General features: G+C 39.0%; 27 protein-coding genes and 1 pseudogene. 19 read left to right on the forward strand and 9 right to left on the reverse strand.

Translation table 11 applies throughout. The features are described from left to right. Nucleotides 1–22: 22 nt before the first annotated feature. Complete coding sequence (locus tag H0185_RS19355) at nucleotides 23–1,327, reverse strand: ammonium transporter (RefSeq protein ID WP_221875136.1); 1,305 nt, start codon at nucleotides 1,325–1,327, stop codon at nucleotides 23–25. A 193-nt stretch (nucleotides 1,328–1,520) separates the two neighbouring features. Beyond that, complete coding sequence (locus tag H0185_RS19360) at nucleotides 1,521–1,847, reverse strand: MerR family transcriptional regulator (RefSeq protein ID WP_221875137.1); 327 nt, start codon at nucleotides 1,845–1,847, stop codon at nucleotides 1,521–1,523. 257 nt (nucleotides 1,848–2,104) lie between these two features. Here H0185_RS19360 and H0185_RS19365 point away from each other — a divergent pair, with 257 nt between their 5' ends. Next, nucleotides 2,105–2,410 carry a MerR family transcriptional regulator gene (locus H0185_RS19365; protein WP_221875138.1) on the forward strand — a complete coding sequence of 102 codons (306 nt, stop codon included), beginning with the start codon at nucleotides 2,105–2,107 and terminating at the stop codon, nucleotides 2,408–2,410. Between the two features lie 65 nt (nucleotides 2,411–2,475). On the opposite strand, the gene H0185_RS19370 is transcribed toward H0185_RS19365, so the two are convergent. From H0185_RS19370 to trhA, 3 genes are all read right to left on the reverse strand, one after another. Further along, a complete protein-coding gene (locus tag H0185_RS19370) occupies nucleotides 2,476–2,631 on the reverse strand; it encodes a hypothetical protein (RefSeq protein WP_221875139.1) in 156 nt (51 codons plus the stop codon). A gap of 45 nt (nucleotides 2,632–2,676) precedes the next feature. Further along, nucleotides 2,677–2,895 carry a hypothetical protein gene (locus tag H0185_RS19375; protein WP_221875167.1) on the reverse strand — a complete coding sequence of 73 codons (219 nt, stop codon included), beginning with the start codon at nucleotides 2,893–2,895 and terminating at the stop codon, nucleotides 2,677–2,679. Between the two features lie 335 nt (nucleotides 2,896–3,230). Continuing rightward, entirely contained in the window at nucleotides 3,231–3,878 is a 648-nt protein-coding gene (gene trhA / locus H0185_RS19380) for a PAQR family membrane homeostasis protein TrhA (RefSeq protein WP_221875140.1), read from the reverse strand. 141 nt (nucleotides 3,879–4,019) lie between these two features. Between trhA and H0185_RS19385 the strand changes: the two genes are divergently transcribed. Both H0185_RS19385 and H0185_RS19390 read left to right on the forward strand, forming a co-directional pair. Further along, nucleotides 4,020–4,580, forward strand: coding sequence for a DUF1836 domain-containing protein (locus H0185_RS19385; protein WP_221875141.1), 561 nt, complete (start codon nucleotides 4,020–4,022; stop codon nucleotides 4,578–4,580). Nucleotides 4,581–4,624: 44 nt separating this feature from the next. Then, nucleotides 4,625–4,855 carry an excisionase family DNA-binding protein gene (locus H0185_RS19390; protein WP_221875142.1) on the forward strand — a complete coding sequence of 77 codons (231 nt, stop codon included), beginning with the start codon at nucleotides 4,625–4,627 and terminating at the stop codon, nucleotides 4,853–4,855. Nucleotides 4,856–4,917: 62 nt separating this feature from the next. Here H0185_RS19390 and H0185_RS19395 read toward each other — a convergent pair whose 3' ends face one another. Then, nucleotides 4,918–6,576, reverse strand: coding sequence for a PAS domain-containing sensor histidine kinase (locus H0185_RS19395; protein WP_221875143.1), 1,659 nt, complete (start codon nucleotides 6,574–6,576; stop codon nucleotides 4,918–4,920). A 389-nt stretch (nucleotides 6,577–6,965) separates the two neighbouring features. Between H0185_RS19395 and H0185_RS19400 the strand changes: the two genes are divergently transcribed. The 4 genes from H0185_RS19400 (at nucleotide 6,966) to H0185_RS19415 (ending at nucleotide 10,331) form a co-directional block, all read left to right on the forward strand. After that, nucleotides 6,966–7,790, forward strand: coding sequence for a basic amino acid ABC transporter substrate-binding protein (locus H0185_RS19400; RefSeq protein ID WP_221875144.1), 825 nt, complete (start codon nucleotides 6,966–6,968; stop codon nucleotides 7,788–7,790). A gap of 72 nt (nucleotides 7,791–7,862) precedes the next feature. Continuing rightward, complete coding sequence (locus H0185_RS19405; RefSeq protein WP_221875145.1) at nucleotides 7,863–8,519, forward strand: amino acid ABC transporter permease; 657 nt, start codon at nucleotides 7,863–7,865, stop codon at nucleotides 8,517–8,519. Beyond that, the gene (locus H0185_RS19410; protein WP_221875146.1) at nucleotides 8,516–9,238 is read left to right on the forward strand and encodes an amino acid ABC transporter ATP-binding protein; all 723 of its coding nucleotides are present in this window, start codon (nucleotides 8,516–8,518) and stop codon (nucleotides 9,236–9,238) included. Before H0185_RS19405 ends, H0185_RS19410 begins: the two co-directional genes overlap by 4 nt. Before the next feature lie 265 nt (nucleotides 9,239–9,503). Beyond that, entirely contained in the window at nucleotides 9,504–10,331 is an 828-nt protein-coding gene (locus H0185_RS19415) for a basic amino acid ABC transporter substrate-binding protein (RefSeq protein WP_221875147.1), read from the forward strand. 492 nt (nucleotides 10,332–10,823) lie between these two features. On the opposite strand, the gene H0185_RS19420 is transcribed toward H0185_RS19415, so the two are convergent. Next, nucleotides 10,824–12,485 carry a glutamine--tRNA ligase/YqeY domain fusion protein gene (locus H0185_RS19420; RefSeq protein WP_221875148.1) on the reverse strand — a complete coding sequence of 554 codons (1,662 nt, stop codon included), beginning with the start codon at nucleotides 12,483–12,485 and terminating at the stop codon, nucleotides 10,824–10,826. A 222-nt stretch (nucleotides 12,486–12,707) separates the two neighbouring features. Here H0185_RS19420 and H0185_RS19425 point away from each other — a divergent pair, with 222 nt between their 5' ends. The 3 genes from H0185_RS19425 (at nucleotide 12,708) to H0185_RS19435 (ending at nucleotide 15,161) form a co-directional block, all read left to right on the forward strand. Beyond that, the gene (locus H0185_RS19425) at nucleotides 12,708–13,853 is read left to right on the forward strand and encodes an acyl-CoA dehydrogenase family protein (RefSeq protein ID WP_343223177.1); all 1,146 of its coding nucleotides are present in this window, start codon (nucleotides 12,708–12,710) and stop codon (nucleotides 13,851–13,853) included. A gap of 87 nt (nucleotides 13,854–13,940) precedes the next feature. Further along, on the forward strand, nucleotides 13,941–14,699 hold the full coding sequence (locus tag H0185_RS19430; RefSeq protein ID WP_221875149.1) for a threonine/serine exporter family protein: 759 nt from the start codon (nucleotides 13,941–13,943) through the stop codon (nucleotides 14,697–14,699). Between the two features lie 15 nt (nucleotides 14,700–14,714). Next, nucleotides 14,715–15,161, forward strand: a complete 447-nt coding sequence (locus H0185_RS19435) for a threonine/serine exporter family protein (RefSeq protein ID WP_221875150.1) — start codon at nucleotides 14,715–14,717, stop codon at nucleotides 15,159–15,161. A gap of 236 nt (nucleotides 15,162–15,397) precedes the next feature. Here H0185_RS19435 and H0185_RS19440 read toward each other — a convergent pair whose 3' ends face one another. Then, nucleotides 15,398–16,393: an NADPH:quinone oxidoreductase family protein gene (locus tag H0185_RS19440; RefSeq protein WP_221875151.1), complete on the reverse strand. Its 996-nt coding sequence runs from the start codon at nucleotides 16,391–16,393 to the stop codon at nucleotides 15,398–15,400. 388 nt (nucleotides 16,394–16,781) lie between these two features. On the opposite strand from H0185_RS19440, the gene H0185_RS19445 reads away from it, so the two are divergent. From H0185_RS19445 to H0185_RS19480, 8 genes and pseudogenes are all read left to right on the forward strand, one after another. Continuing rightward, nucleotides 16,782–17,963 (forward strand): MFS transporter, encoded by a 1,182-nt coding sequence (locus H0185_RS19445; RefSeq protein WP_221875152.1) that lies wholly within the window; start codon nucleotides 16,782–16,784, stop codon nucleotides 17,961–17,963. Further along, nucleotides 17,944–20,073, forward strand: a complete 2,130-nt coding sequence (gene fdhF, locus H0185_RS19450) for a formate dehydrogenase subunit alpha (protein ID WP_221875153.1) — start codon at nucleotides 17,944–17,946, stop codon at nucleotides 20,071–20,073. The genes H0185_RS19445 and fdhF overlap by 20 nt, the downstream gene beginning before the upstream one ends. Nucleotides 20,074–20,088: 15 nt before the next feature. Further along, nucleotides 20,089–20,640 carry a 4Fe-4S dicluster domain-containing protein gene (locus H0185_RS19455; protein ID WP_221875154.1) on the forward strand — a complete coding sequence of 184 codons (552 nt, stop codon included), beginning with the start codon at nucleotides 20,089–20,091 and terminating at the stop codon, nucleotides 20,638–20,640. Between the two features lie 234 nt (nucleotides 20,641–20,874). Beyond that, nucleotides 20,875–21,612 carry an Mrp/NBP35 family ATP-binding protein gene (locus H0185_RS19460; protein ID WP_246629307.1) on the forward strand — a complete coding sequence of 246 codons (738 nt, stop codon included), beginning with the start codon at nucleotides 20,875–20,877 and terminating at the stop codon, nucleotides 21,610–21,612. Between the two features lie 44 nt (nucleotides 21,613–21,656). Continuing rightward, a complete protein-coding gene (locus H0185_RS19465) occupies nucleotides 21,657–22,187 on the forward strand; it encodes a Rieske 2Fe-2S domain-containing protein (protein WP_221875155.1) in 531 nt (176 codons plus the stop codon). Continuing rightward, on the forward strand, nucleotides 22,180–22,377 hold the full coding sequence (locus H0185_RS19470) for a hypothetical protein (protein WP_221875156.1): 198 nt from the start codon (nucleotides 22,180–22,182) through the stop codon (nucleotides 22,375–22,377). The genes H0185_RS19465 and H0185_RS19470 overlap by 8 nt, the downstream gene beginning before the upstream one ends. Before the next feature lie 39 nt (nucleotides 22,378–22,416). Next, nucleotides 22,417–22,620, forward strand: a complete 204-nt coding sequence (locus H0185_RS19475; protein WP_221875157.1) for a hypothetical protein — start codon at nucleotides 22,417–22,419, stop codon at nucleotides 22,618–22,620. A 263-nt stretch (nucleotides 22,621–22,883) separates the two neighbouring features. After that, nucleotides 22,884–22,994: pseudogene (locus tag H0185_RS19480) on the forward strand (hypothetical protein); the annotation flags it as partial. A 242-nt stretch (nucleotides 22,995–23,236) separates the two neighbouring features. Here the strand turns inward: H0185_RS19480 and H0185_RS19485 are convergent. Beyond that, complete coding sequence (locus H0185_RS19485; protein ID WP_221875158.1) at nucleotides 23,237–23,746, reverse strand: hypothetical protein; 510 nt, start codon at nucleotides 23,744–23,746, stop codon at nucleotides 23,237–23,239. A gap of 366 nt (nucleotides 23,747–24,112) precedes the next feature. Between H0185_RS19485 and H0185_RS19490 the strand changes: the two genes are divergently transcribed. Further along, on the forward strand, nucleotides 24,113–26,860 hold the full coding sequence (locus H0185_RS19490; RefSeq protein ID WP_221875159.1) for a GTP-binding protein: 2,748 nt from the start codon (nucleotides 24,113–24,115) through the stop codon (nucleotides 26,858–26,860). Nucleotides 26,861–26,936 lie beyond the last annotated feature (76 nt).

A 26,936-nucleotide genomic window follows, 5' to 3' on the forward strand; every position in this document is an offset into this window, starting at 1 on the left:
GTATTGCTTTTATTTCATAAGCCTAGGCTTTAAGAGGTCGGTCGTCATTTTTAAGGGAAATGGTTTGCTCTTTTGTTGTAGCTGTTTCTGCTTTGAGCAACTCAGGATACCCGTATGCACCATGTTCACTAATATCAAGACCCATGATTTCCTCTTCTTCTGTAACTCGTAGACCACCCATAATCTTTTTCATACCAGCTAATAATACGAAGGAAACGATAAAGGCGAATGCGCCGCAGACAACAACACCTAATGCTTGAACACCTAGTTGCTCAAAACCGCCACCGTAGAATAAACCCGGCTTTCCAACAGAAGCAAGCTCTGGTGTAGCGAAAAATCCAGTGGATAAAGTACCCCAAACACCTGCTGCTCCGTGTACAGATAACGCATAGATTGGATCATCAATTTTCCGAGCTTCAAAGAATCGAATGCTATAGAATACAAGAATACCAGCGATGAAACCAATGACTACTGATGCCCAAGTATCAACGAATGCACATGATGCAGTGATGGCAACTAAACCAGCTAAAGCCCCGTTTAACATCATGGAGACATCTGCTTTCCCCATTACCACCCAAGAAATAATCATTGCAGCAATCGTACCAGCTGCAGCAGCGAGGTTTGTGTTTACAGCAACAAAACCAAAGAATCCATCGTCAACAGCTACTGTACTACCAGCATTGAATCCAAACCAACCTACCCATAGTAACAATACACTTAAAGCTGTATATACTTGGTTATGTCCGTAAAGATTATTTGCGGAACCATCTTTATTGTATTTACCAATCCTTGGTTTTAATAGAATCGTAGCAGCAAGTGCAGCCATCGCACCAGTTAAGTGAACAACAGTTGAACCAGCAAAGTCTTGTTTTCCATGTTCTGCTAACCAGCCGCCGCCCCAAATCCAGTGAGCAACTGGTGGGTACACCAATAGTGAGAAAAGAACTGCGAATACGAGATAAACTCCCATTTTCGCTCTTTCAGCAAAGCCGCCAAAGGCGATCGTTAATGAAATCCCAGCAAAGGCTGTTTGGAATAAGAAAAATACTGCTCCGGAAAGTCCTAACCCTTCTACATCATATCCTGAGTAAAAGAAGTCCGATAAACCAATTAAGCTATTTCCTTCACCAAAGATTAACCCGTAACCAAATGCCCAGAATACAATCGAACCAATTCCAAAGGTGAGGATGGTTTTACCAGCAATATGGCCTGCATTTTTCATCCTCGTAGATCCCGTTTCTAAAAGAATAAAGCCTCCAATCATTAAAATGACTAATACTGCAGATACCATAACCCAAACACTGTTTAATAAAAATGTAGTATCCAAATTCATTTCTCCCCTTCCAAATTTGTTTATTTGGCTTTCTGTAGTTTTATTTTCGCATCGGTGGAAGGTTATTTCTACAACGATGTAAGAAAACCTAACATAATTTTGGAAGAGGAGAAGAAAACATCCTTTTGTTTAGTAAAATGAAGAGGGGATTAGCATTGCGTGAATAATTGGATTATTGGATGGGAATTCAAGCCTTTCGTATACCAAATTGAGCGTTAAGCTGTCCTTGAATCATTTTCTTGCGAAGTTTTGCCTGTTCTGCCTTTTTCTTATCTTTCATCATTTCTTGGCGGATTTCGAAGGTTTGGACACCATCTTCAATTTTTTCAGCGATGTCCATTAGCAGCTCAATATCTGCAAAAGAGTACTTTCTGCTTCCTCCAGGAGTACGTTCTGGGAAAATTAATTTCCGTTCTTCATAATATCGAATCTGCCGCTCCGATAATCCGGTAAGTTCTCGCACGATTCCTATTGTTATCACCTTTTTGTCTTTATAAGAAGCTTCATTGCTCATTGTCCGTTCACCTCAACTTTGTTTATCAAAAAATATGTTATATTATCTCACAACAATAAAAATATGAATATAGAAAAATCTAAAAATTTAATTTTAATTTATGCTGTATTTCCTATTACTATATTCCTAATGAATGAAAAGATTGTTAGGACATCTCCCAATCTAGTTGAGAAAACCATTAAATCATCCATAATCAACAGTAATACAAAGTTTGAGAAGCATAAATTCTCCTAAACTATGTCAGCGAGGAGGGAGCTATGTCATCCTATAAAGAGAAGAAAGTCATATCTATTGGGATTGTCAGTGAACTTACGGGGTTATCGCTCAGGAAAATTCGCTATTATGAGGAGCGCGGTTTGCTTTCGCCAGGTCGAACCGGAAAAGGGGGGAGAAAGTATTCATTTGATGATGTTGAAACACTAATGAAAATTGCTGAAAGAAGAGAAGAGGGTGTACAAACAGCAGAAATAAAAAAAGAACTCAATAAAGAAAAGACGAAACAAAAGATTCGCGATGAAATGATAAAAGGACAGCTAAATGCTCATTTCAGAATGAGAAAATGATGGTAAAAGAAAACGATAGTATGAAACAAATAGAACCGCCAGCTGAGCTACTGGCGGTTCTACTTTTAACGATTTCTGTGACGGTTAAGGATCTCTTGAAGGTCGCTTAATGGAAGGTGTTGTAATTCTTGGATGGGAGTAGAGGTGATTTTTAGTTGGAGAATTTTCTTGATATAATGCCTTCTGGCTTTTTCCATTCCTTCTCTTAAGAGTTTAGACACGGTATTCCTCCTTCGTGTAGTGTGAACGGATAATAAAAGAGGTGGTTAGATTGAGTAAACTTCATTTTTACTCTCTTCATTATGAGCCTCTGTTGCTTTCATCTTATTTGGGGGATGGTCAAGAAATTGACTGTTTTGTACAGCTCGAAGAAATTCCTGGGCTCTCCACCCATAGGTCATTAGCAATTGTTCATACAATTCATCGCGTAACAAATCTAATTGGATAATCCTTTCCGCTAGTTGTACTTCTTTTGATTTCTTCACGGTTCATCACCTCTCCGTCCTCAGTTTTTCTTGGTTATTGCTTCTAGAGTATGGGAATCATCCATTTGTGTCACGGGAGTTGTCATATATCCTAACGCCCTTTTTTAAAGAGTGTTATTAACCAAGCGTTTGATTCTAATTCAGGCAAGAGTGGGTGACGGGAAGTCCGGGAGTCAAGTTTGTTATTAGATAGGTCTCCCTTGGTTTTGCGCCCTGGCAAGAGCATTGTACCTTCCACTCTAATCAAGATGATGCATACGTAGTAATGCAGGAACCTTAGAGTTTTAAACATTGACCTAAAAGAAAAGCCCCCGTTTCAAAAAAAGGGGGAGAAGTTATAAAACAAAGAGATAGACGCTTAAAAAGTGGGCTAGGCTTCCGAGTAAAATGAAGATGTGGAAGATTTCGTGAAAGCCCATATATTTAGATTGCATAAACTTTGGTTTGAAGCCATAGATCAATCCTCCTATGGTGTAAAGAAGACCGCCTGCTATTAACAAACTTAGCCCCGCTGACCCAAGGTTTTCGGCTAATGGGCGGGCTGCGAATACAATCATCCATCCCATGGAGATGTATAATCCAGTTGATACCCATCTTGGACAATCAAACCAGACCATTTTAAAAACAACTCCTGCGAGTGCCACTGCCATAATAATTGAAAAGATAATGGCTCCAGTGGTGCCATCTAAAGTGATTAGACAAAATGGAGCGTACGTACCGGCGATTAGAACAAAAATCATTGAATGATCAAGGCGTCGTAAAAAAGCGATAATGGCGTCTCGGGCCATGACCATATGATAAGTAGCAGATGCACTATACAGGAGAATCATGCTAACCCCAAAAATAATGACTGCTGTGAGAGAGAGAGGAGAAGCTGACTCGCTTGCTGCTTTGATCACTAATGCCAGAAGGCCAGCGAAGGAAAGGATGGCCCCTGCGAGATGGGTAAATCCATTTATGGGTTCACGAATGAGTTGGTTCACACTATCGACTCCTTATATATCACTATGTAGTTTTTAATACTATATGTCATTATATTAACAATATGCGATGTAGTCAAGGTTTACCTTTTATATCATTGTCGGTATAATAAAGCTAATTAAACCGGAGAAGTGAGGCAGCAAATGGATATAGATGAAATGCTTAATAAGCTAGATGACAATGAAAACATTTCTATTGAGGATATCCCGAGTATTGATTTGTATATGGATCAGGTGATTCAGTTATTTGAGAAGACATTTGCTCCAACAAAAAGGAATGATGAGGAAAAGATCCTGACGAAGACAATGATTAATAACTATGCGAAAGGAAAGTTGTTCTTTCCGGTAAAAAATAAAAAGTATTCTAAGGAACATATCATTTTAATAGCACTTATTTATCAACTAAAGGGTGTACTTTCTATCGGGGATATAAAGACAGTTTTAAATGGAATAAACGAGAAACTCCTTGGGGACGAGATAGATCTTGAACAGTTTTATAAAAGCTATCTAAACCTTCATAATAAAAACAAAGAAAACTATAAAGAAAACCTTAAAGAAAAAGCAAATGAGGCAAACAATGAGCTAGCTCAAATAACGGGAGACACTGAAGAGCTAGAAAAGGTACTCCTAATTGCTTCGCTAGTAAATATGAGCAATCTATACAGAAGAACAGCTGAAAAGCTAGTTGATTCTTTAAAAGAATAAGTGCGTAAATCTTAGTACGGTATAGTGCGAAAGGATGAGTAAGGATGTATTTGACCATTAAAGAAACAGCTGAGTTTTTATCAATTCCGGAGAACCAAATTGAGAGTTTGGTTAGAGACAGGAAAATTCGAGCTCTTTATGATGGTGAGCAGTACTTAATTTATAAAGAGCAGTTCACAACTCATTTAAAGCAGGTAGAAAAATATAAGAGGCTAGTAGAAGAAAGTTTAAACGAACCAATTCCAGAAGATATTGATATTAAGGACGAGGATTAGCTACATACCGTATAAACAAAAAAGGCCCGTCTTATATAAGACGGGCCTTTTTCGATGAGACCCTATAGATTAGATCTCATAAGTGGGGCGCTATGTTTGCTTTTTATCGGTAAGTCAATTTGAACCACTGTTCCCTTGTTCTGCTCACTTTTAAATTGGATTTTTCCACTATGAGACTGAACAATGTTGAAGGATACTGTTAACCCAAGACCAGTGCCTTTTTCTTTAGATGAATAGAAGGGCTCACCTAAACGTTTGAGACGTTCATTGGATATACCGCAACCATTATCCTTAATGATGATTGAAACATTTTCTCCAATCTGATCAAGTGAAACCGCCACAACATCTCCCTGGTTAGAGGCATCGATGGCGTTTTTAATAATATTTATAAATAACTGCTTTAGTTGGTTTGGCTCACATTCAATCTGTATTTCGTCTTCCCTACTCATAAATTCAATTTGAATATTATGAAGGCTAGCTTCGGTCTTAAGTAGGGATACAACGTCGGAAATGATGTTCTGAATGTCTACTTTTTTGTACAACACTTTCTGAGGTTTTGCGAGTAAAAGTAATTCCCCAACAATATGGTTAATGCGATCAAGTTCATCTAGCATGATTTTATAATAAAGATGATGCTTTTCATCTTCCATTTTTAATAACTGAACAAATCCTTTTAAGGAAGTAAGTGGATTTCGGATTTCGTGGGCAACACTTGCTGAGAGTTCTCCAACGACTGAAAGCTTTTCTGTTCTACGTAGTCGCTTCTCCGTTTCCCTTATTTGGGTGACATCTTTCCCGTATCCAATAATCCCTGCAACCTTGCCGTTGATCACCATCGGTACAGATGTACAACTAAGTGTAATGGATTTTCCATTTTTATGCTTGACCTTTAATTCGAAAATCTCTGACTTATGATTCGTAATAACAGATGAATGTGCTTTTAAAATCTCATCCTTGTACCGTTTTTTAACGAGGTCCTCTAATTTTCTTCCTATTGTTTCTTCAACACTGAAGCCAGTAATAGACTGAAACTGTGGATTTAAATTAGCAATCCTTCCGTTTAAGTCAATCATATAGACAATGTCTGGATTATAATCGAACAGAGACTTATACCGTTGTTCACTTTCTTCAAGCAGCATCTTTACTTGCTTTCTTTCCGTGATATCCCTGCCAATCACAACGAATCCTCTTCTACTACCATCAGAATGATAAAGAGGCACTTTTATCGTATCAAAGGTTTTCACCGTGCCATCCGGATTAACAATAACTTCTTCTACTCGAGTAACAACGCCGTTTTTCCACGTTCCCTCATCGGTTATTTCACAGGCACGAAGACTTTCGGCGAAGTAGTCCGTAAATGCAGCTAGCTCCGAATCCTTTTTCCCACGGTAGTCTACACCCTCTAGTTGAAACAGTTTTAAACCAAATTCATTTGCTTCAATCCAACGGCCGTCGCCATCCTTAAAGATAACAACATCGACCATGGAATTAATAAGTGTAGATAAGCGTCGTTCCTCTTCTTTTGCGACAGTTAGCTGTTCTGATTTTAAAACATAAAAATAAAAGAAAAAACCAGTAAGGATTACGTAAAAAAATTCTTTAGTATGCTCAACTATTTCTTTAAGGTGTCCAGGAGTGTAGTGGTCAACAAGATAGCTTGTTCCAAAAATCCATGAAAGACTAACAAAGATAAATATGATAATCAGTTTCTTTTTCTGCATAAAATCAATCTCCTGTCATTCTGTGAATCCTAACAAATCATAACACGTAATGAACTTGAATTTTTATATAAAAACAGACAAATTTCGAGTTTAATCGTAGCATACATTAAGGGAGAAGTGAGAATGTAGATTTAGGAAGTATTTAAAAGGAAAACGCTAACCCTATTAGATTCTAGGTGTTATGCATAAAGATAATAAACAGAAAATTAAAACGATAGTATGTATGTTTAATATACTAACTTATAATGCCAAAAACGTTCTAGAAGTTTTCAATGTTTTATTGCATATAAATACAAACGTAGTTATAATATATTCAAATATGAATTTATAAAATATTTTTGCAGATTACTGGCATATGATTTTAAAAGATTGAAAAAGGGGGAAATGAAGTGAAAAAAAGGTCAATGATGTTTTTAGGAATAGTGTTAATGCTCATGGTCATTTTATCAGCCTGTGGTAGCTCCGAGGAAACGAGTGGGGATACAGCGACAAATAAGGAAGAAGAAGAGAAAAAGACTTTAAGAGTAGTAACCGATGCCGCATATGCACCTATGGAGTATCAAGATAAAGGGAATGTTGTTGGCTTTGATATTGACTTTGTCAAGGCTGTAGCTGAGGAAGCAGGCTATGAGCTAGAAATTGAGCACGTTGGCTGGGATCCAATTTTTGTAGAAATTGAAAGTAAACGTGCAGATTTGGCCGTTTCTTCTATTACCATTAATGATGATCGTAAACAAACCTATGACTTTTCAGTTCCTTACTTTCAATCTACTAATAAAATCTTAGTGCCAGATGGAAGTGATATAAAAAGTGCTGAAGATTTGAAAGGGAAAAAGGTTGCAGTTCAAAATGGAACAACTGGTCAAGCTGCAATGGATGCTTTGCTAGGTAAAAATCATGAGGATATAAAAAAGTTTGATGATAATAACCTAGCGATTATGGAAATGGAAAGTGGTGGCGCAGCGGCTGTTGTTGCTGATAACGTTGTTGTTGAAGAATATGCAAAAAACAATGCAGATAAAAACTTAACAGTTATTGAGGATGAAACGTTTGATTCGGAATTCTACGGTCTGCTATTCCCAAAAGGGAGCGAATTAGTAGAGGAATTTAACACAGCGTTAAATGCTGTTATTGATAATGGAAAATATGAAGAAATTTATCAAGAATGGTTTGGAAGTGAACCAAATATTGATATTTTAAAAGAACAGCAATAATTGCGGATAAAAAAATTGCGTAACTTGCTTCATAAAGTTACGCAATTTTTAACTTAATAGGGGGATTTTATCATGAATTTTCGCTTTGATCTCATAGCGGAATATGCGCCGTTTTTTTTACAAGGTACACTTCTAACAATCGGCTTATCCTTAGCAGGGATTCTGATTGGTACAGTGCTCGGGTTATTTATTGGGCTAGGAAAGATTGTACAAAACAAATTAATCGCATTTCCATTTACACTCTACATTACTTTTTTCCGGGGTACGCCTTTACTAGTTCAAATATTTTTAGTGCATTTCGGACTCGTGCCGTTTTTGTTTGGTGAAACAAATGCTATTTTAGCTGGGATTGTCGCACTTTCCCTTAATTCAGCAGCCTATATTGCTGAAATTTTCAGGGCGGGTATTCAATCCATTGACCGTGGACAAATGGAAGCAGCACGTTCACTAGGGATGAGTAACGTTCAAGCGATGCGACATGTTATTCTTCCACAAGCGTTTAAACGAATGATTCCACCGCTAGGAAATGAATTCATCGTTTTACTTAAAGATTCATCTCTTTTAGCTGTTATAACAGCACCGGAAATTATGTACTGGGGACGAGCAATGGCAGGTCAGTACTATAAGGTTTGGGAACCATACTTAACAGCAGCTTTCATTTATCTAATTTTGACCATTAGTTTAACATTCGTATTAAATAGACTGGAAAGGAGGTTGAAGACAGATTGATTAAAGTTGAAAATCTTAAAAAGTCCTTTGGGGATAATGAAGTGTTAAAAGATATCAATTTATCGATTGAACCGCAGGAAGTAGTCGTTGTTATCGGACCTTCAGGGTCGGGTAAATCTACGTTACTAAGATGCATTAACTTATTAGAGTCGATCACGGATGGACATATTCTAATAGAAGGAACAGACATTACCGATAAAAAGAATGATATTAATAAAATGCGCCAAGAAGTTGGAATGGTATTTCAGCATTTTAATCTTTTCCCACATAAGACAGTTATTCAAAATCTCATGCTTGCTCCGACAAAGGTCAGAAAGGTTTCAGCAGAGGCGGCACGCAATAAAGGAATTGAATTGTTACGTAAGGTGGGGCTTGAGGAAAAGGCAGATGCCTACCCTAGCTCATTGTCAGGTGGACAAAAGCAACGTGTAGCAATTGCAAGAGCATTAGCAATGGAGCCAAAGATCATGCTTTTTGATGAACCAACTTCTGCTCTGGACCCAGAAGTGGTTGGGGAAGTACTAGAGGTTATGAAGCAATTGGCTAAAGAAGGAATGACGATGGTGGTAGTGACACATGAAATGGGGTTTGCTCGTGAGGTGGGTGACCGCGTAATTTTCATGGATGGAGGCTATATCGTCGAAGAAAATGAGCCAAAACAATTGTTTGAATCTCCGCAGCAAGAAAGAACAAAGGCCTTTCTTAGTAAAGTTTTATAAAAAAGGAAAAGAGGTTCATGATGCCTAGCGACAAATAAAACTTCGCTAGGGGTCAGGGACCTCTTTTTAATATTAATAAGAGGGTAAAATAATCGTTTTGGAAAAGCAATAAGATAGAAGTTTGGTATTGTAAGAAAGCAATTTTGGGAAGATTTTGTTTTTATCTTATTGCATAATAATACAACTAGAGTTATAATAATTCTATTATCAAAAAATGAAACTTGAAAGATACGAACCTTTCAATAAATAAGCAGGGGGATGTAAAATGAAAAAGAGTCTTTTTTTATTATGGAGTCTAGTTCTTACAGTTGTGTTATTTTTATCGGCTTGTGGTACTGCTGATGAAACAAGTGGAGAAGAATCAAAGTCAAATGCAAGTGAAGAAAAGAAAACATTAAGAGTGGTTACAAATGCGGCGTATGCACCAATGGAATATCTGGATAAAGGTGAAGTAAAAGGCTTTGATATCGACTTAATTCAAGCAGTTGCAAAAGAGGCTGGATATGAAGTCAAAGTTGAACATCTTGGCTGGGATCCAATTTTCGTCGAAACTGAAAGCAAGCGTGCCGACTTAGCAATTGCAGCAATCACAATGAATGATGACCGAAAACAAACTTATGACTTTTCAGTTCCTTACTTTCAATCCACAAATAAAATTTTAGTTCCAAAGGATAGCGATATTAAATCAGCTGAAGATCTGAAAGGGAAACTAGTGGCTGTGCAAAACGGAACAACAGGTCAAGCGGCAATGGATGCTTTACTTGGAGCAAATCATAAAGACATCAAAAAGTTTGAAGATAATAACCTAGCGATTATGGAAATGGAAAGTGGTGGCGCAGCTGCTGTTGTTGCTGATAACGTTGTAGTTGAAGAATACGCTAAGAATAACCCAGATAAAGACTTAACCGTTATTGAAGATACTAGTTTTGATTCTGAATTCTACGGCATCTTATTTCCAAAAGGCAGTGAGCTAGTTGAGGAATTTAACACAGCTTTAAACACTGTCCTTGATAATGGAACTTACACAAAGATTTATCAAGAATGGTTTGGAATTGACCCAAACATCGAGATTCTAAAAGAACAACAAGAATAGCGAAATAGTATAATATGAAACAACCGTATCCAGCTATAAAGGAGTCGGTTGTTTTTTTCATTTACAATAGGACTGATTGGTGACCTAAGTGGTGAGGAGAACGTGAAGAAAGGTCATCAATAGGGTGGATTGGTGACCTAAGTGATGGAGAGAACGTGAAGAAAGGTCATCAATAGGATGGATTGGTACCCTAAGTGGTGGGGAGAACGTGAAGAAAGGTCATCAATAGGGTGGATTGGTACCCTAAGTTATGGAGAGAACGTGAAGAAAGGTCATCGATAGGGTGGATTGGTGACCTAAGTGATGGAGAGAACGTGAAGAAAGGTCATCAATAGGGTGGATTGGTACCTTAAGTGGTGGGGAGGACGTGAAGAAAGGTCAATAGTAAGAGAAATATGCAACAATGATTGCAAGTGCGGTAAATCCTACAATAAAAAGGCAACTGCCTTCCCTCGATTTAAACACGAATCGAGGGGGCAGATGCCTTCAAACTTATAATTTAAATGAACTTTTAAGTGATACAATACGGTTAAATACAAGCTTTTCCTCTGTTGTATGCTTAGGATCTACATTGAAATAACCGTGGCGGAAGAATTGGAATTTATCTTGGGCTTGGGCCTCTTTCATATTCGGTTCAATAAAGCCTTGCAGGATTTCAAGTGAATTCTTATTCATGTAATCAAGGAATGTTTTGTCTTCGCCTTCTTCTTCTGATGCTTCTTTATCAGAGTCAAGGATAAGAGGCTCGTACAGACGGAATTCTGCAGGAATCGCATGTGTAGCGTCCACCCAATGTAGAGTTCCTTTCACTTTGCGACCTGTAAAGCCTGTGCCACTTTTCGTTTCAGGATCATAGGTACAACGCAGTTCAACTACATTGCCGTTTTCGTCCTTAATGACCTCTTCACATTTAATAAAATAAGCATGCTTTAGACGTACTTCGTTTCCAGGGAACAAGCGGAAATATTTTTTTGGTGGATTTTCCATAAAATCATCTTGTTCAACATAGATTTCACGAGAAAAAGGAATCTTCCTTGTACCCATTTCAGGGTTCTCAGGGTTAATTTCGGCATCAAGCCACTCAACTTCGCCTTCAGGATAATTGGTGATGACGACTTTCAATGGTTTAAGAACGCCCATTGTTCTCGGTACCTTCAGTTTAAGATCTTCACGAACAAAGTGTTCAAGCATTTGGGCATCAACAGTGGAGTATCCCTTGGACACACCCGCAGCGGCAACAAACTCACGGATTGCTTCGGGTGTAAACCCGCGTCTCCTTAACCCGGAGATTGTTGGTAGGCGTGGGTCATCCCAGCCATCCACATAGTTTTCTTCAACAAGTTGTTTAAGCTTTCGCTTACTCATAACTGTATTGGTGAGGTTCAAGCGACCGAACTCAATTTGTTGAGGGATATTCTCCATTTCGCATTCAGCAACCACCCAATTGTAGAAAGGACGCTGATCCTCAAACTCAGTTGTACAAAGAGAGTGGGTCACTCCTTCAATGGCATCCTCGAGTGGATGAGCAAAAGCGTACATCGGATAAATGCACCACATATCCCCAGTATTATGATGACTTGTATGAGAAATACGATAGATTACAGGGTCGCGCAGGTTGATATTAGGAGAAGCCATATCAATTTTTGCTCGGAGTACTTTTTCTCCATTCGCAAATTCACCATTACGCATGCGTTCAAACAAATCGAGGTTTTCATCAATGCTGCGATTACGGAATGGACTTTCTTTCCCAGGCTCAGTAAGAGTCCCGCGATATTCGCGAATTTGGTCTGCAGAAAGGTCATCGACAAAAGCCTTTCCTTTCTTAATTAAAAGAACCGCGCGCTCATACATTTCATCAAAGTAATCGGACGCGTATCGTAAATTCTCCCATTCATATCCAAGCCATGCCACATCTTCTTTAATTGAATCGACGAATTCTTGGTCTTCTTTTAATGGGTTCGTATCATCAAAGCGAAGATTGGTTTGTCCATTAAATTCGTCCGCTAAACCGAAGTTGATTACAATAGATTTGGCATGCCCAATATGCAAGTAACCGTTTGGCTCAGGCGGGAACCTAGTAACTACTTTGTTTCGTTTGCCTGATTCCAAGTCTTCTTTAATGATCGTTTTGATAAAATTAGAATTCTCTTCCAACCGATATCAGCCTTTCTTTTATGTAAAGTATTATCCTTCATTATACCTTTCTATTGACCTTTATACTAATAAGAAATGAGTAGAAATACAAGTTTATCATAGATTAATGAATAGGTAATTCCATTAAGAGGTAAAAGGGTAGGGGGAGAAGCGGTTTTTTAAACAATTTTAGGATTTTCTGTTATTTTAAATATAGAACTTAGTTATTAGGGAGGGAGTCAAGTGGAATTTCATAAAGCAAATTCATTAGATGAACGACTTCAGTTGATGGATCATCTCGCTGTGAAATTTAGAGAACGTGCAAACGATATAGATGAAGAAGGAAAATTTCCATTTGCGAATATGAAAGAATTGAAGGAATCAGGATATACGAGTTTAACACTACCAAAAGAATATGGAGGTAGTGGTATTTCACTATACGAACTCCTTCGTTTGCAGGAAAAGGTAGCTGAAGGTGATGGTTCCACAGCGCTTTCTATTGGATGGCATATGGGCATCATTAAGAACTTGAGTGAAAAACGAATTTGGAAGGAAGAGATTTTTCACGAAGTTTGTGAACAAGTTCGTCAAGGTGCCCTAATAAACAGTGCGGCGAGTGAAGCGCAAACGGGTAGTCCAACAAGAGGCGGAAAACCACAAACGACTGCTCGTAAGGATGGGGATGTTTGGATCATAAATGGTCGTAAAATCTTTACAACATTGTCGCCAATGCTTGACTATTTTATAGTCAGTGCATCGATAGAAGAGCAAGATGAAGTAGGAAACTTTCTTATTCCTAGGTCTACTCAAGGTGTGAGCATAGAAGAGACTTGGGACAGTGTAGCGATGAGTGGTACGGGTAGTCATGATTTAGTTCTTGAAAATGTAAGGGTAGAAGCGGAAAACCTCGTGGAAAAAATTGTCCCCGGTAAAAAAGGAGCAAATGGTTGGTTATTACATATTCCCGCTTGTTATTTAGGAATAGCAGGGGCAGCTCAAAAGTATGCTGTTCAATTTGCAAAGGAATATTCGCCAAACAGTATTCAAGGCAGTATTAGTGAAATTCCATCCGTTCGTCAAAAAATAGGCGAAATGGAGCTTGAATTAATGAAAGCACGTCATTTTCTATATTCTGTTGCGAAACAATGGGATGCTTCGAATGAGGAAGAAAGAACACAAATGGCTGCTGTGCTAAGTGCGGTGAAACTTGCGGTTACCAATGGCAGCATTAAAGTAGTAGATTTAGCGATGAGAGTGGTGGGTGCTAGAAGCTTATCACGTCAGAATCCTTTACAACGCTATTATCGTGATGTTCGCGCGGGTCTCCATAATCCCCCAATGGACGATATGACGATTGAAATACTAGCCAAAAATGCAATCAGTCGTTAATATCCCAGGCGAGCATTGAATTCTTTCAGGACTATCTTTAAAATGTGTTATGTGTCTTAAAATTGGGGCTTTTTAAGTGAGGATCTTATGAAAAATCGTGAAGAAACCTATGAAATCATGGACGTTTGTCTTCTAGCAGGGAAGATTATGCTAAGAAGTGGCGCAGAAACCTACCGGGTTGAAGATACGATGCAACGTATAGCTTCAGCACTTGGTATTGAGCAATCACATAGTTATGTGACTCCGACTGCAATTTTATTTTCTGCCGAAGACAGAAAACCAGAAACAACAAGGTTGGCGCGAATATCAGAGCGAACAACTGACTTGAAAAAAGTAGTGCTGGTTAATGATGTCTCACGAAGAATTAGCAACGGTATAATTGACCTAGATGAAGCTCGTAGACAACTAAGAGAAATTGAAACTTCACAATTGATGTTTTCATTTTGGCTGCAGGTACTTGCCGCTGCATTAGCGAGTGGCTGTTTTGTTATTATGTTTCAAGGAGGCTGGTATGACTTTCTTCCTGCCTTCATAGCTGGTGGAGCTGGTTATTATTCGGTCATTCTTTTTCATCGACTTATCCCCGTTAAATTTTTTGCTGAGTTCTTAGGGTCCGTTATTATCGGGGTGGTGTCCTATCTTTTTATCATCTTCCACCTTGGGGTTGAGCTAGATAAAATTATCATTGGAGCAGTCATGCCATTAGTGCCTGGACTATTGCTTACCAATGCTGTCCGAGATTTAATGGCGGGTCATTTGGTTTCGGGAATATCAAAGGGAGCAGAAGCGTTTTTAACGGCATTTGCAATTGGTTCGGGAATTGCAGTGGTGTTGTCGTTTCTATAAGTGTGGAGGAATCAAATGAGCTATGTAGAACAACTGGTAACAAGCTTTATAGCCTCAGCAGCGTTTGGTGTTATATTTAATGCACCTAAAGAATCGCTCGTGAAATGTGGTTTATCTGGAATGTTTGGATGGATGGTCTATTTTACCCTTACTGACTATGGATTTGGGCCTGTACTCGGAACCCTTGCAGCTTCTTTTTTAATTGCATTTATCAGTCAAATCTTTGCTAAACAATACAAAATGCCTATGATTATTTTCAGTGTAGCTGGAGTCATTCCGCTCGTTCCGGGTGGTCTTGCTTACGATACAATGCGCAATTTTGTTGAGAATGATTATAATACTGGAATTGCCTTAGCTGTAAAAGCATCGATGATTTCGGGGGCAATTGCAGTCGGATTAATCTTCTCTGAAGTGCTCAATTATCTTTTACGTAAGTCTGGGAGCCAACCAACTAAACAATAGTATTCTTTGTTAGAGGTCCATTCGGTACGTAGTAAAACGTTGAGGAATAAGTCGAATAACCACCCGCAATATCCCGTTCCCACTATTAATATGATTTTTTTCGACTTATATCAGCTAAACCGACTACTAGAAGAATCATTTCTCGGGAAATAGCGACAATGGTTTTGAAAATGACAAATGAAAATATAGTAAAAGAAGCGCTCTTTTTAACTGAAAAGAGCGCTTCTTTATCATTTTTAATTCACTTTAACAATTGTTCTCCCTCGAGCTTCACCCTTAAGTATTTTTGATAAAGTCTCAGGGAGATTCTCTAAGGACACTACCTTTTTGATGGTATGTAGTTGATCGGATGGTTTAAGGTCTGTTGCTATTCGAGACCATAATTCCTTCCTTGTTTCCATTGGACAATAAACAGAATCAATCCCTAAAATATTTACTCCACGCAAGATAAACGGGAAGACGGTAGTAGGGACATCCGTACCCCCAGTTAATCCACTCACAGCCACGGATCCATTATATTGAAGTTTACTAATAATACTACTTAGTGTACTTCCGCCGACTGGATCCACTGCAGCAGCCCAAAGTTGCTTGTCTAGAGGACGGTACTTATCTCCAGTAACTTCCTCACGGGAGATAACCTCAGTTGCTCCAATTTGCTTTAAATACCCATGCTCGCTTTCCTTCCCCGTGCTAGCAATGACATGGTATCCTCGGCTAGCCAACATCGCAACAGCGATACTACCAACTCCTCCAGTAGCACCTGTTACAAGGACAGAACCTGTTTCAGGCCGTAAACCATTCTCTTCAAGACGGTGAATGGATAAAGCAGCTGTAAACCCTGCAGTTCCTAAAATCATCGCTTCTTCCAATGACAGACCCTCGGGTAAAGGGACAATCCAGTCTGCTGGTACTCTTGCATATTCACTATAACCACCAGTATGAGCGACTCCAAGTTCATAACTTGTAACAATAACGTTGTCACCCTCAGAAAAACGCTTATCTTTTGAATTTACCACGGTGCCAGCAAGGTCAATTCCAGGGATGAAAGGGTAGGACCGCACGATTTTTCCGTTTGGAATACTAGCAAGCCCATCCTTATAATTCACGCTTGAATAAGAAACTTTTATCGTTACCTCGCCTGGAGATAGATCCTCCATCGTCACCTTTTGGAGTTTAGCTGAAAAATCATCTTCGGTTTTATTCACAATAAATGCATTAAATTGTGTTTCCACTTCAAGCCCTCCTTTTCCTTATTACCTTTAGTATATGGCAGTTCTCTCTAAGCATCTAGGGGGGAATTTCCTGTTAAACAGAAATTTGGCAGCCTTGGAAGGGGAAAAATAGGAAAAAAATTCAGATGTGACGTTCTTCACATACGCTAGTTTCCCCCATCTATTAGTATTTAGTTATCTTGCATCGCAAAAAGGTCGAAAGGTGAGTGGACGGATAAACAGAGCAGGGTTTGTGTAGAAAAAATCCAATCGGTTGTCACAGAAGTTTCACAAAAAGTACCCAGGATAACACTATTCACAAAGTGTTTACAATTAAAACGTAAAGAACTCTTTTTCAAGTGTTAAGATAACTTTCAATGACTCAGAAAACTCATAGGGAGGAAAGTTTATGTTAAATCTGGAGAAATCATTTTATTCTAAAACCAGTATGTATTCCTTTATTACAATTGTTGTTTTGTTCTTTTTAATGTGGATGTCTACGGCCCAATTCCTTCATATAGATATGGCTTTGCTCGGATATATGATTGGAACAGCTGTCTTTGCAATTGGCCTTTGCATTCGGATGAGTTTCTGGATTTATCGAACAGCAACCAATCGAGTAGCGGCACGAAGTGTGAAAAATTTATTTACAAAAGAGCGCATAAAGCGAAATGCAAAATCACTTACTATAACACTAATTGATAATATCGTATTGCAGAAATTTATATTTAAGCGCGGGCTATACCGTGGAATTCAGCACATTATGATTTCGTGGGGTTGCATCATTTCATTTGCTTTCACTTTTGGTTTGACATTTGGTTGGTTTCGTTTTGACTTAGTTGATCCTGACACCTACCAAATGGTTGCCTTCAATATCCCGCTGATTAAGATGGCAGCACACGGTTGGATCGCTGAAATTTTCTATAACATGCTTAATATCGGAGCAGTCATGGTCTTGATTGGTGCTTCGATGGCATTGTTCCGTAGAATTAAAGATTACGATGTTAAAGTAACACAGCGTTTTGAATTTGACTTATTGCCTTTATATATTTTACTTGCTGTAACAGTAACGGGTTTAGCACTGACAGTCTCATATGATTTCCTTGATGGTTGGATGCACCCTCATATTTCGCTAGTTCATCAAATAACGGTTGTAATCATGCTTATGTATTTTCCCTTTGGAAAACTGTTCCATGTACCGATTCGTCCATTAGCAACGGCAGTACCAATGAGTTATCAAGAAACATTGAAAGTAGATACAAAGTCTTGTAAAAGTTGTCATCAACCATATAGCAACGATGATCAAATCGCCGATGTCCAAGCAATCTTGAAAGCCCAAAGCTTTGACTTACAGCTTGCGGATGGTTCATACCTTTCGGATTATTGTCCATCATGTCGCCGCCGCATGAGAGCATTGAAACAAATGAATATGGAAGCTCCAAAGGGGAATCCGTATGGACCAGTAAACACAAACAATGGAATTCATTTATCAGGTTTTAGTAAAAAGCGTTCAGAAGACTTTTATGGAATAGAACAGGATATAAAGAAAGACTTGGGGGAGGAAAAGGAACATGAGCCAGTTTCTCGTTAAGGAAGGCGTTAAAAACCAGATTCGTAAAGGGGAAAAATTAGTTACAACACATTGTTGTTATTGCGGTATGCAGTGCGGAATGCATATTCGCGTAAACGAAAAGACAAATAAAGTGGTCGGTGTCGAGCCGCGATACGATTGGGTTCTTACACGAGGGAAAATGTGCCCTAAGGGTGTTACTGCCTATCAAACGGTTGACCATCCAGACCGTATTAAGCGTCCACTTATTAAAAAGAATGGTAAATTCGTAGAGTCTTCTTGGGAAGAAGCGCTTGATTTAATTGAACGTAAATTTAAAGGTCTTCAATCTAATTATGGGAAAGATGCGCTTTCTGTTTACGGCGGCGTATCCATGACCAATGAAAAATGCTATCTTGTTGGGAAATATGCTCGTGTAGGGCTTGGAACAAGATACCTAGATTATAATGGTCGTTACTGCATGAGCTCCGCAGCAGGTGGTTTCAATAAGACTCTTGGAATGGACCGTGGTTCAACCCTTCCATGGACAGAGCTAGAACATACTGATTGCTTCTTCATGGCTGGTTCAAATACAGCCGAATGTCACCCAACAAGCATTCAGTGGTTCTGGAGAGCAAAGGATAAAGGTGCCAAAATCATCGTTGCTGACCCTCGAGAAACAGCAACAGCCCGTGTAGCTGATGTTCACTTAGACTTGTTACCTGGTACAGACTCAGCTTTAGCTAACGGGATTATGCATTTATTAATTAAACATGAATATGTGGACAATGAATACGTTCAAGAACGTTGTAATAATTTTGCAGAGTTAAAAGAAATGACTGCTAAATTTACTCCTGAGTATACTTCAAAAATCACGGGTATAGCAGTAGAAAAAATTGTGAAAGCAGCACACATCTTTGGGAAATCTCCAAGATCTGTTGTGATGTTTGCACGTGGTGCTGAACAGCAAACAGCAGGAGTAGACAATGTAAGTCTATATACTTCAATGGCACTATTAAGGGGTCAAATCGGTAAATTTGCTTCAGGTGTCGCAACGTTCACTGGCCAAGGAAATGGTCAAGGCGGACGTGAGCATGGCCAGAAGTCAGATTTACTTCCTGGGTATCGTAAACTTACAGATCCTAAGGCTGTTGAATACATTTCCGGTGTTTGGGGGATTAACCCTGAAGACATGCCGAAGCCAGGCGTTTCTGCTTACGAAATGTTCGATTTAATGTTAAATAAAACAATCCGTGGCTTACATGTGATTTGTTCAAACCCGGTTGTTTCTTCACCAAATATTAATCATGTATATAAAGCGATGGAAGCACTGGATTTCCTAGTTGTAAGTGACTTCTTCCTTTCAGAAACGGCAGAACTTGCAGATGTGGTGCTCCCAGCAACGACATGGGCAGAGGACGAAGGAACAACAACAAATATTGAAGGACGCGTCATTCATATTCGAAAAGTGGTTGAACCACTTGGAGAATCAAAACCAGATTGGCAAATCATGAGCATGATTGCAGAACGTATGGGGAAGGGAAAACACTTCCAATACAATGAGCCAAGAGAAATCTTTGATGAGCTTCGCCTTGCTTCAAAAGGAGGAAAAGCTGATTACTTCGGTGTTACGTATGAAAAAATTGATGAACAAGACGGTGTATTCTGGCCAGCGCCTGCAGAAGACCATCCAGGTTCGCCAAGTGTTTTTAAAGAAAAGTTCGCAACGGAAGACGGCAGAGCGAATCTTGCGGTCTGTGATTGGAAAGGGCCTGCGGAAGTGAAGTCTAAAGATTATCCTTTATGGTTAACAACTGGTCGTGTTGTATTCCATTACCTATCAGGAAATCAAACTAGACGAGTAGGATTCTTAATGGAGCAATGTCCAGAGCCGTTCGTGGAAATGCACCCAGAATTAGCAAGTCAGTATCAAGTTGAAAATGGTGAGAAGGTCAAATTGACTACTCCTCGTGGTGACATGATTGTCCCAGTTAAGATAACAAAGGCGATTCGCAAGGACGTATTATTTGTTCCTTACCATTGGGGAAAACAGCAAGCAGTTAATCAATTGACTAGTCCAGCATTAGATCCGACATCACGGATGCCTGAATTTAAAGTTTGTGCTGTGAAGCTAGAAAAACTTACGAAATAAGGAGGCGGCAAAAAAATGAATAAAATTATGTATCTTGAATTTGAACGTTGTATAGGATGCCGTGCCTGTCAGGCAGCTTGCCGTGAATGCGGTGACCATGATGCGAAAGAACGGAACTATGTAGAATATGTTGACTTTACAGAATCCCGTCAGACTTTCCCAATGCTTTGCATGCAATGTAAAGATCCGGCTTGTGCTCGAGTTTGTCCTGCCAACGCAATCCAAATTACGGATGAGGGTGTAGTCCTTTCGGCAATGGAAGAAAAATGTATCGGTTGCCGTAACTGTACATTTGGCTGTCCATTTGGAATTCCTAAGTTCGATTTTGAAAAGAATAAAATGTACAAATGCGATATGTGCTATGACAGAACAAGAGATGATATTGCGCCAATGTGTGCCTCTGTATGTCCTAGTGATGCGATTCGCTTCATTGATTTTGATGAAATGCAACAGTTAAGAAGAAAACGTACGCAAATGAACCTTGTTGAGGGGAAAAAGCCGCAAGAAGGAAATAAGTGGGATTATGTACCAGAGTTCTTCGGGGTGTATACTGACTCACAATCTTAAGTAACCGATCTCGTTTAAATAGGAGCTGGTCCGGGTGAGCGCTTAGTTCTTTAAGGACAGCTCCGTTTTATTAAGTCCCTATTTGATAAAACGATTCGTAAAACGCTGGGCATTACCAAGGCATAGCCTTTAAGAATGGTTAAAGTGGAACTGCTCATACTACGGGTAAAGTGTGAATATGGACTGTGCTTAGTAAAAAGAATGATAAACCCAATTAAAGAAGAGGTGCTTTACATGTTAAAAGGCAACGTCCTCGCTGTCACTAGTGGCAAGGGGGGAGTCGGAAAATCATCTTTGTCAGTCAATCTTGCGCTGGCACTTCAAAAGTTAGGGAAATCGGTGGCCATCATCGATTTAGACATATACGGATTTAGTGTTCCCAAAATCCTTAATATCGATTTTAAACCGAAAACCTTTAATGGAAAAATCATTCCTGTTGAAACCCACGGAATTAAAGTAATGTCAATGGGATTTCTAGTGAATGGCAATGACCCAATTGTTTGGCGCGGACCTATGCTTGGAAAAATGATTGAGCATTTCACAAAGGATGTCTTATGGGGAGAACTGGATTACTTTATACTAGATATGCCACCGGGAACTGGAGACGTTGCCCTTGACATGCACTTAATGATTCCAGAAAGCAAAGAGATTGTCGTGACAACTCCGCATAAAGCTGCTGCATTTGTAGCGGAGCGTGCAGGGACAATGGCGATTAAAAGCAATCATGAAGTGATTGGTGTTGTTGAAAACATGTCCTATTTTTCCCCGCCTGAAAGCCAAGAGAAGTATTTTATCTTCGGAAAAGGTGGAGGAGAAGTACTAGCCTCGCAACTAGGTGTGGACCTCTTAGGACAACTTCCAATACAAGAGCCAGATGAGAGTTTAGATACTCCAGCCATTGCACCTGAAGGATCGCCGCTTCAGGAAGAATACGTAAAGCTTGCTCAGACGATTGATTCAAAATTTGCCTAACAGAGGTAGTAAGATAAAGTAATTGAAAACTGGAGGATTCAGGAATGAGTGAGGATAAAAAGAATAAAAACCATCCAGACAATGACCAAGATATGATGAAATTGGTTGATAATCTAAATCGCAAAGAAGATGTAAATCTGAATAGGCGTGCATTTTTAAAAGCTTCCTTTGGAACCACAGTTGCACTTGGTTTAGCAACCACACCTTTTGGGGTCATGTCTGCGATCGGCAATGATAAAGAGGATGCCGAAAGAATAGAAATTGCAACTGCAGATGAACTAGCTGTTGGTGAGGCCAAAAACTTCAACTATCCAACAGAAGATGAACCCGCTGTGTTGGTAAGAACACCAGATGATCAATATGTGGCTTACAACAACAAATGTACTCATCTTCAATGTCCGGTTTTTTATGAACATAAAGACAATGTTTTATTATGTCCATGTCATAAAGGGTACTTTGATGTGAATTCAGGTCACCCAATCGCAGGACCACCTCAACGTGAGTTACCCAAAATACTCTTAGAAGTAAAAGACGGCAAGGTATTTGCAGTAGGAAGGGAGTATCGCCATGGATAAAAAACGCGTTACATTTTTATCTATATTTTTGTTTTTGGCGATAAACGTAATCTCACTTTCAAAGGTAATTGAGGGGTACTATGGCCAAGAATATAGTCATGTATATATCTTTATGATAGTTGCCTTGATTTCAACCGGTTTGGCAACGATTGCTTTTTTCCTTTGGAGAAAAGAAGAGTATAAAAGGTAGTTCAAACGCTAACCTTAAGAGAAAAAGGAGGCTTGAACAATGAGCTCCCATTCTCATGATAAAGATAACCTTCAATCAGTGCTTAAAAACTCACTTGAGATAGAAGAAGATTTAATGCGTACCTATTTAATTACGGCTGAAAGGGTACACGAAGATGACGAATTAAAAGAACGCCTGCAAAACTTTGCAGAAGGAAATGCAAAACGAACAAAGCAATTGCTTGATGAATTAAAGAAACGTTAAAAAATCGGGGACTTATCCCAATCTCAGACTGTAGACAAACTCGATGAAGTTCGAGCTTGCCTACAGTTTTTTATTTTGTTTGTATAATGGGGACTGTTGATTTCCGTTCCAGGCGCTTCGCTTTCCGCGGGGGGGCGGTGAGCCTCCTCGTCGCAAATGCTCCTGCGGGGTCTCACCTGTCCCACTAATCCCGCAGGAGTCTTCGCGCCTTCCACTCCAATCAACAGTTTTTTTAAAGTTAATGTAGCCGTCTTATCAAGCGGACAACCGTAAGGGGACTTAAAAAATTGTCGATGCAGGCGATGCTTACTTTCGCTGCATTGAATCTAAAAAAGATGGCCACCTGGACATGGCAAGGTCCTGTAGTGGGCTAGAAATTGGGTTACGAGAGTCCGTTATATTATAAAAACTCAATAATATCCACTAAAAAACGAGAAGAGGTTCGGAATGAGACCATTCCGAACCCCTTTTGTCTACAAACTGAGATCGGGGACTACTCCCCGATCTTTTTGCTTTTAGTAAGGTTTTCTTAGATAAATGTGTTCAAGTCGGTTTAATCCCTTTTTACTAGCTCTTTTCTCTTGGACGTGAAATTTTGGCCAACTAATTACGAAACCTAGCTAAACTGATTGGTAGGCTCAATCGTAAGAGTCTCTCCCTCAAATTTCCGCTCGCCAAAAATAGTAATTATCGTGCAAGATGTAATTCTAAAAGGTTCAGATTCAAATTTATATTCTGCAAGCAACCCATTGCCAAGCTCTTGTCCGCCCTCGTTTTTTAGAATGACATTTTGTCCTTCTAGGGTACGAAGTTTGGCCTTCGTTAAAAAGGCTTTCCAGGGCTCCCAGTTTTTTATTAAATAGGCAGCCTCTCCGTTTTCAAGGTATCCTAACTGGCAACCTGTTTCATCTAATACCGCATCGTTACCTGCCATGATTTCTAAAATTACGTTTCTTAGGACCTCATATTGATGCATTTCTAATTGAGGATGAATTGAAAAAATCACTTCATCATCGTTAGATGTAAATGTTGCCAATGTTTTTTCATGATAAATAACGGAGGTTCCTCTTATGTATTCTGATTTAAGCTGATCTAAGCGTAATCCTCGTAAAATTAACGTAAGCATATCTGAACTCCTTTTTCCCTTTAAAAGGCTAGTTTCTACTATTATATAATATGACCGCTGTAGAAAAAGGACAAACGTCACATTATCTAAATATACCCATAAAAACAGAGAAAGTAGCGTATTATTTATAGAGAGAGGTTGCTACAAAAAGGACTCCTACTACACGCTTCTTCACTTTATTACAAGTTTCGTGACATTTGTTACAGAACAGAAAGTTAATTGACATTTTTTGCAGAAGAAAGTTTGATAGAATATAAAGTAAAAACTTGTTAATGGATGCACGAAGCTATTGACGAGAAATTTAGTGGGAACAGCTTTAGAGCTTATTATAAAAATTAGTGAAATTCAGATGCCGGAGGATGCCAAATGAATGTAGAAGAACAGTTAATTAAAAAGGCGTACTTTGAGGAAATGATAGAGAACTCAACAACAACTGATCACCCTTTCCAAATTCTAAGTGAGCTTTATTTAGAGGAAAATAAAAAAGAGGTAGCAGACTTCAGCTATATTCGTTTCGCTCAAGGGGAGGTTTATTTTCATTATAAGGATTATGAGGCGGCAATCTTTAAATGGGAGAATATTCACAATGAACTGGGCCCATGGGCAAAGAAGAATATGGCGGATGCCTATCTTGAGTTAGGAATGCCTGAGACTGCTGAAGGCATTTACCTTTCAATCGAAGAAGCGAGTACGCCTCTAAAAATGGAGACAAATCTTCAGTTGCTTTCCATTTATATTGAACAGGGAAGAATGGATAAGGCAATCGAGATTATTCAATCCGCGGTTGCCCTCGACCCAGACTATCCGGAAATAACGGAAATCGCGCGTAATTTTTATGAGGAACATAAAGAATGGAATTACGCAGTCAGCCTTGCATTAGATGAAGCAGTACGAACTGGTTCCCTAAATTGGTTTGCCATCCTTGAAGGATATATTACCACAGGCCAAACTGTTGGGAAGCATCCAATGTATTTTAACCATGCGATTACCACTTTATTTTCGATTAACCTATCTCGATTTGAACAATTTGTTGATGCAATCTGGAATCAGTATAAAGGTAGAGAAGAGTATCTAGATTGGCTTAATAACTTTAATACTTTGTTCCTTGATATGGAGGTTAACAGCGAGGATTCTTGGCGTTTATTATCCAACCAATATCAAGAAGCTTACTTTGAGCTAATAAATGGAACGCACTTCATTAAAGAGCTTACGCGCATGATCCCACAGCACTTGGGTAATTGGTTGAAAATCACCAATTCCTCCACTGCATTGTTTGCCTCTGCGGCAGTAATGGCATGGAGTGAGAGGTTTCCTTCAACGGTGCCTTCTACAGTGGTACGCAATGCAGAAGAAATGATTTTAAACGCCGAGAAGTACCCAATGGCAAAGGAAGATAGTCTACAACTCTTTCAGACCGTATTGGAATGGGCAGAGGAAAACGGCATTGAATCTGGAAATCTTATTAAATGGAATATTGAAGAACTAGCACACCAAAAATTCCATCACCTTTTGTTAGCGGGAATTTCCAATAGTTCAAAGGAAGATTTTATTAATGTACTGCTAGGAGATGATATCCTGTCAGGTCCAACATCTTCTATTATTGCTTTTAAGCACGGAGAAGAAACGGAGATAAAAGAAGTTACCGATACTGAAATGACGAAAATAGAAAACAATGAACAATTTCAACAGGCAATTGGCGTACGCCGACAGAACGTAAAGAAAGATACCATTATTGATTTTACGTTCCCAAATGAATTTATTCGATTGAATCAACTTAAAATGATTGATTTACCAGAGATTCAGCACCATCAGATTGGTAACCATACAATTTATCAGTACATTCACTTTGCGGATAGTATGCTCTTTTTCATCAATGCTGAGCAGGGATTAACAGACAACGATAAAGAAGTCTTAAAGCAAGTGAGTATTCAGGTGCCTAATTTGCCGATTCACTTTGTGTTAATGAAACTGGAGACTCTAACAAATGATGAAGAAAGCAAAGTAATTGATAAAACCCTTAGTCGGATACAGGTTTATTGTCCGGAAGCCAAGCTATTTATTTATTCCACCCATAATCGAAAGGATAAGGTTATTAGGGATTTCACAGAGTTTCTACACCCTACTCTAAACAATGGAATTACATTAGATGAGAGAGTGACTAAGCTCCAACATTTTGTTAGAAAATCCATTCACTATTTGCTCGATAAGCGGTTAGAAATGGAAACGAATTTGATTGAATCGGTACGTTGGAATGAAGAAATGTCCACGAAACTAAACGGAGCCATTAATCAAATCCACGATTTAGAGGATGAAAAGAAGCGGACAATTAAGGATGAATATAACCTAATTCAAGATGAGGTAAGAAAGGAAATCCTTAAAAGTGTGCCTAACATTCTTCGTAGTAGCTCTGAGATTATTAAAGAAGACAGTGATTTTAGTAAGATTCATATAAAATTAAACGAAGAGATGAACAGTCGTATACAGGATTATCTTGAAGGAACGGTTCTGAAAAAGTACTACAGAGAATTGAATAAATGGATTGCCCAGTCTAAAGCCGAGTTTGATCAAGCACAATATACTCTTGATGAAATGTGTGAAGGTTTTAATGTCATGTATGGGGAAGAAAAGCTTAAACAACAGTGTGACTTTAAAATACTTGATGATTGGCAACGGGATGCGGATAGGATGACCAGTGGCATCCAATTAGAAAAAATGAATTTCTTGCTACGCTATACACCAGCGCAGGTTTTTCTGAAAAGTGCCGGAAAGTTATTTGCAGTTATGCCGCAAAATAATGCGATGCTGTACAATAAATACAAATCTTATATAGAAAATGAGAATTACTCTGAAGCAGCAGAGACGATCGCTGATAAATTCTTCAAGCAATTTGAGATGTTTGAGAAATCACTTGGTCGTGATGTTACTCTCTTCTTCAAAGAACCGCTCCGTATCTTAAATGGAGCAGTGGATGAATCACATCAGCATATTGAAACAAGTAAGGCAGAGCTCGAAAAGATGAGGGTAAAGCCAGAAGTATATCGTGACCCTCTTAATCTGTTTGAAGTTCAACTCCGCCAATATGAATGGATGGCTGCAGCAGGGAAACAACAGTAAGACTATTATTAAAAGGACCAGCTAACACGTAGCTGGTCCTTTTATCGTGCGCCTGGCATGGGTGCAATCTATAGGG

Source organism: Mesobacillus maritimus, assembly GCF_019749255.1.
GTDB classification, from domain to species: domain Bacteria; phylum Bacillota; class Bacilli; order Bacillales; family Cytobacillaceae; genus Mesobacillus_B; species Mesobacillus_B maritimus_A.

Excerpts from the sequence above, each read along its gene's own strand:
- H0185_RS19475 (WP_221875157.1), top strand. The coding sequence starts at position 22,417 with ATGAGCTCCCATTCTCATGATAAAGATAACCTTCAATCAGTGCTTAAA.
- H0185_RS19490 (WP_221875159.1), top strand. The coding sequence starts at position 24,113 with ATGAATGTAGAAGAACAGTTAATTAAAAAGGCGTACTTTGAGGAAATG.
- H0185_RS19360 (WP_221875137.1), bottom strand. The coding sequence starts at position 1,847 with ATGAGCAATGAAGCTTCTTATAAAGACAAAAAGGTGATAACAATAGGA.
- H0185_RS19415 (WP_221875147.1), top strand. The coding sequence starts at position 9,504 with ATGAAAAAGAGTCTTTTTTTATTATGGAGTCTAGTTCTTACAGTTGTG.
- H0185_RS19385 (WP_221875141.1), top strand. The coding sequence starts at position 4,020 with ATGGATATAGATGAAATGCTTAATAAGCTAGATGACAATGAAAACATT.
- H0185_RS19405 (WP_221875145.1), top strand. The coding sequence starts at position 7,863 with ATGAATTTTCGCTTTGATCTCATAGCGGAATATGCGCCGTTTTTTTTA.
- H0185_RS19395 (WP_221875143.1), bottom strand. The coding sequence starts at position 6,576 with ATGCAGAAAAAGAAACTGATTATCATATTTATCTTTGTTAGTCTTTCA.
- H0185_RS19460 (WP_246629307.1), top strand. The coding sequence starts at position 20,875 with ATGTTAAAAGGCAACGTCCTCGCTGTCACTAGTGGCAAGGGGGGAGTC.
- H0185_RS19430 (WP_221875149.1), top strand. The coding sequence starts at position 13,941 with ATGAAAAATCGTGAAGAAACCTATGAAATCATGGACGTTTGTCTTCTA.
- H0185_RS19445 (WP_221875152.1), top strand. The coding sequence starts at position 16,782 with ATGTTAAATCTGGAGAAATCATTTTATTCTAAAACCAGTATGTATTCC.
- H0185_RS19365 (WP_221875138.1), top strand. The coding sequence starts at position 2,105 with ATGTCATCCTATAAAGAGAAGAAAGTCATATCTATTGGGATTGTCAGT.
- H0185_RS19485 (WP_221875158.1), bottom strand. The coding sequence starts at position 23,746 with ATGCTTACGTTAATTTTACGAGGATTACGCTTAGATCAGCTTAAATCA.
- H0185_RS19465 (WP_221875155.1), top strand. The coding sequence starts at position 21,657 with ATGAGTGAGGATAAAAAGAATAAAAACCATCCAGACAATGACCAAGAT.
- H0185_RS19390 (WP_221875142.1), top strand. The coding sequence starts at position 4,625 with ATGTATTTGACCATTAAAGAAACAGCTGAGTTTTTATCAATTCCGGAG.
- H0185_RS19455 (WP_221875154.1), top strand. The coding sequence starts at position 20,089 with ATGAATAAAATTATGTATCTTGAATTTGAACGTTGTATAGGATGCCGT.
- H0185_RS19470 (WP_221875156.1), top strand. The coding sequence starts at position 22,180 with ATGGATAAAAAACGCGTTACATTTTTATCTATATTTTTGTTTTTGGCG.
- H0185_RS19435 (WP_221875150.1), top strand. The coding sequence starts at position 14,715 with ATGAGCTATGTAGAACAACTGGTAACAAGCTTTATAGCCTCAGCAGCG.
- fdhF (WP_221875153.1), top strand. The coding sequence starts at position 17,944 with ATGAGCCAGTTTCTCGTTAAGGAAGGCGTTAAAAACCAGATTCGTAAA.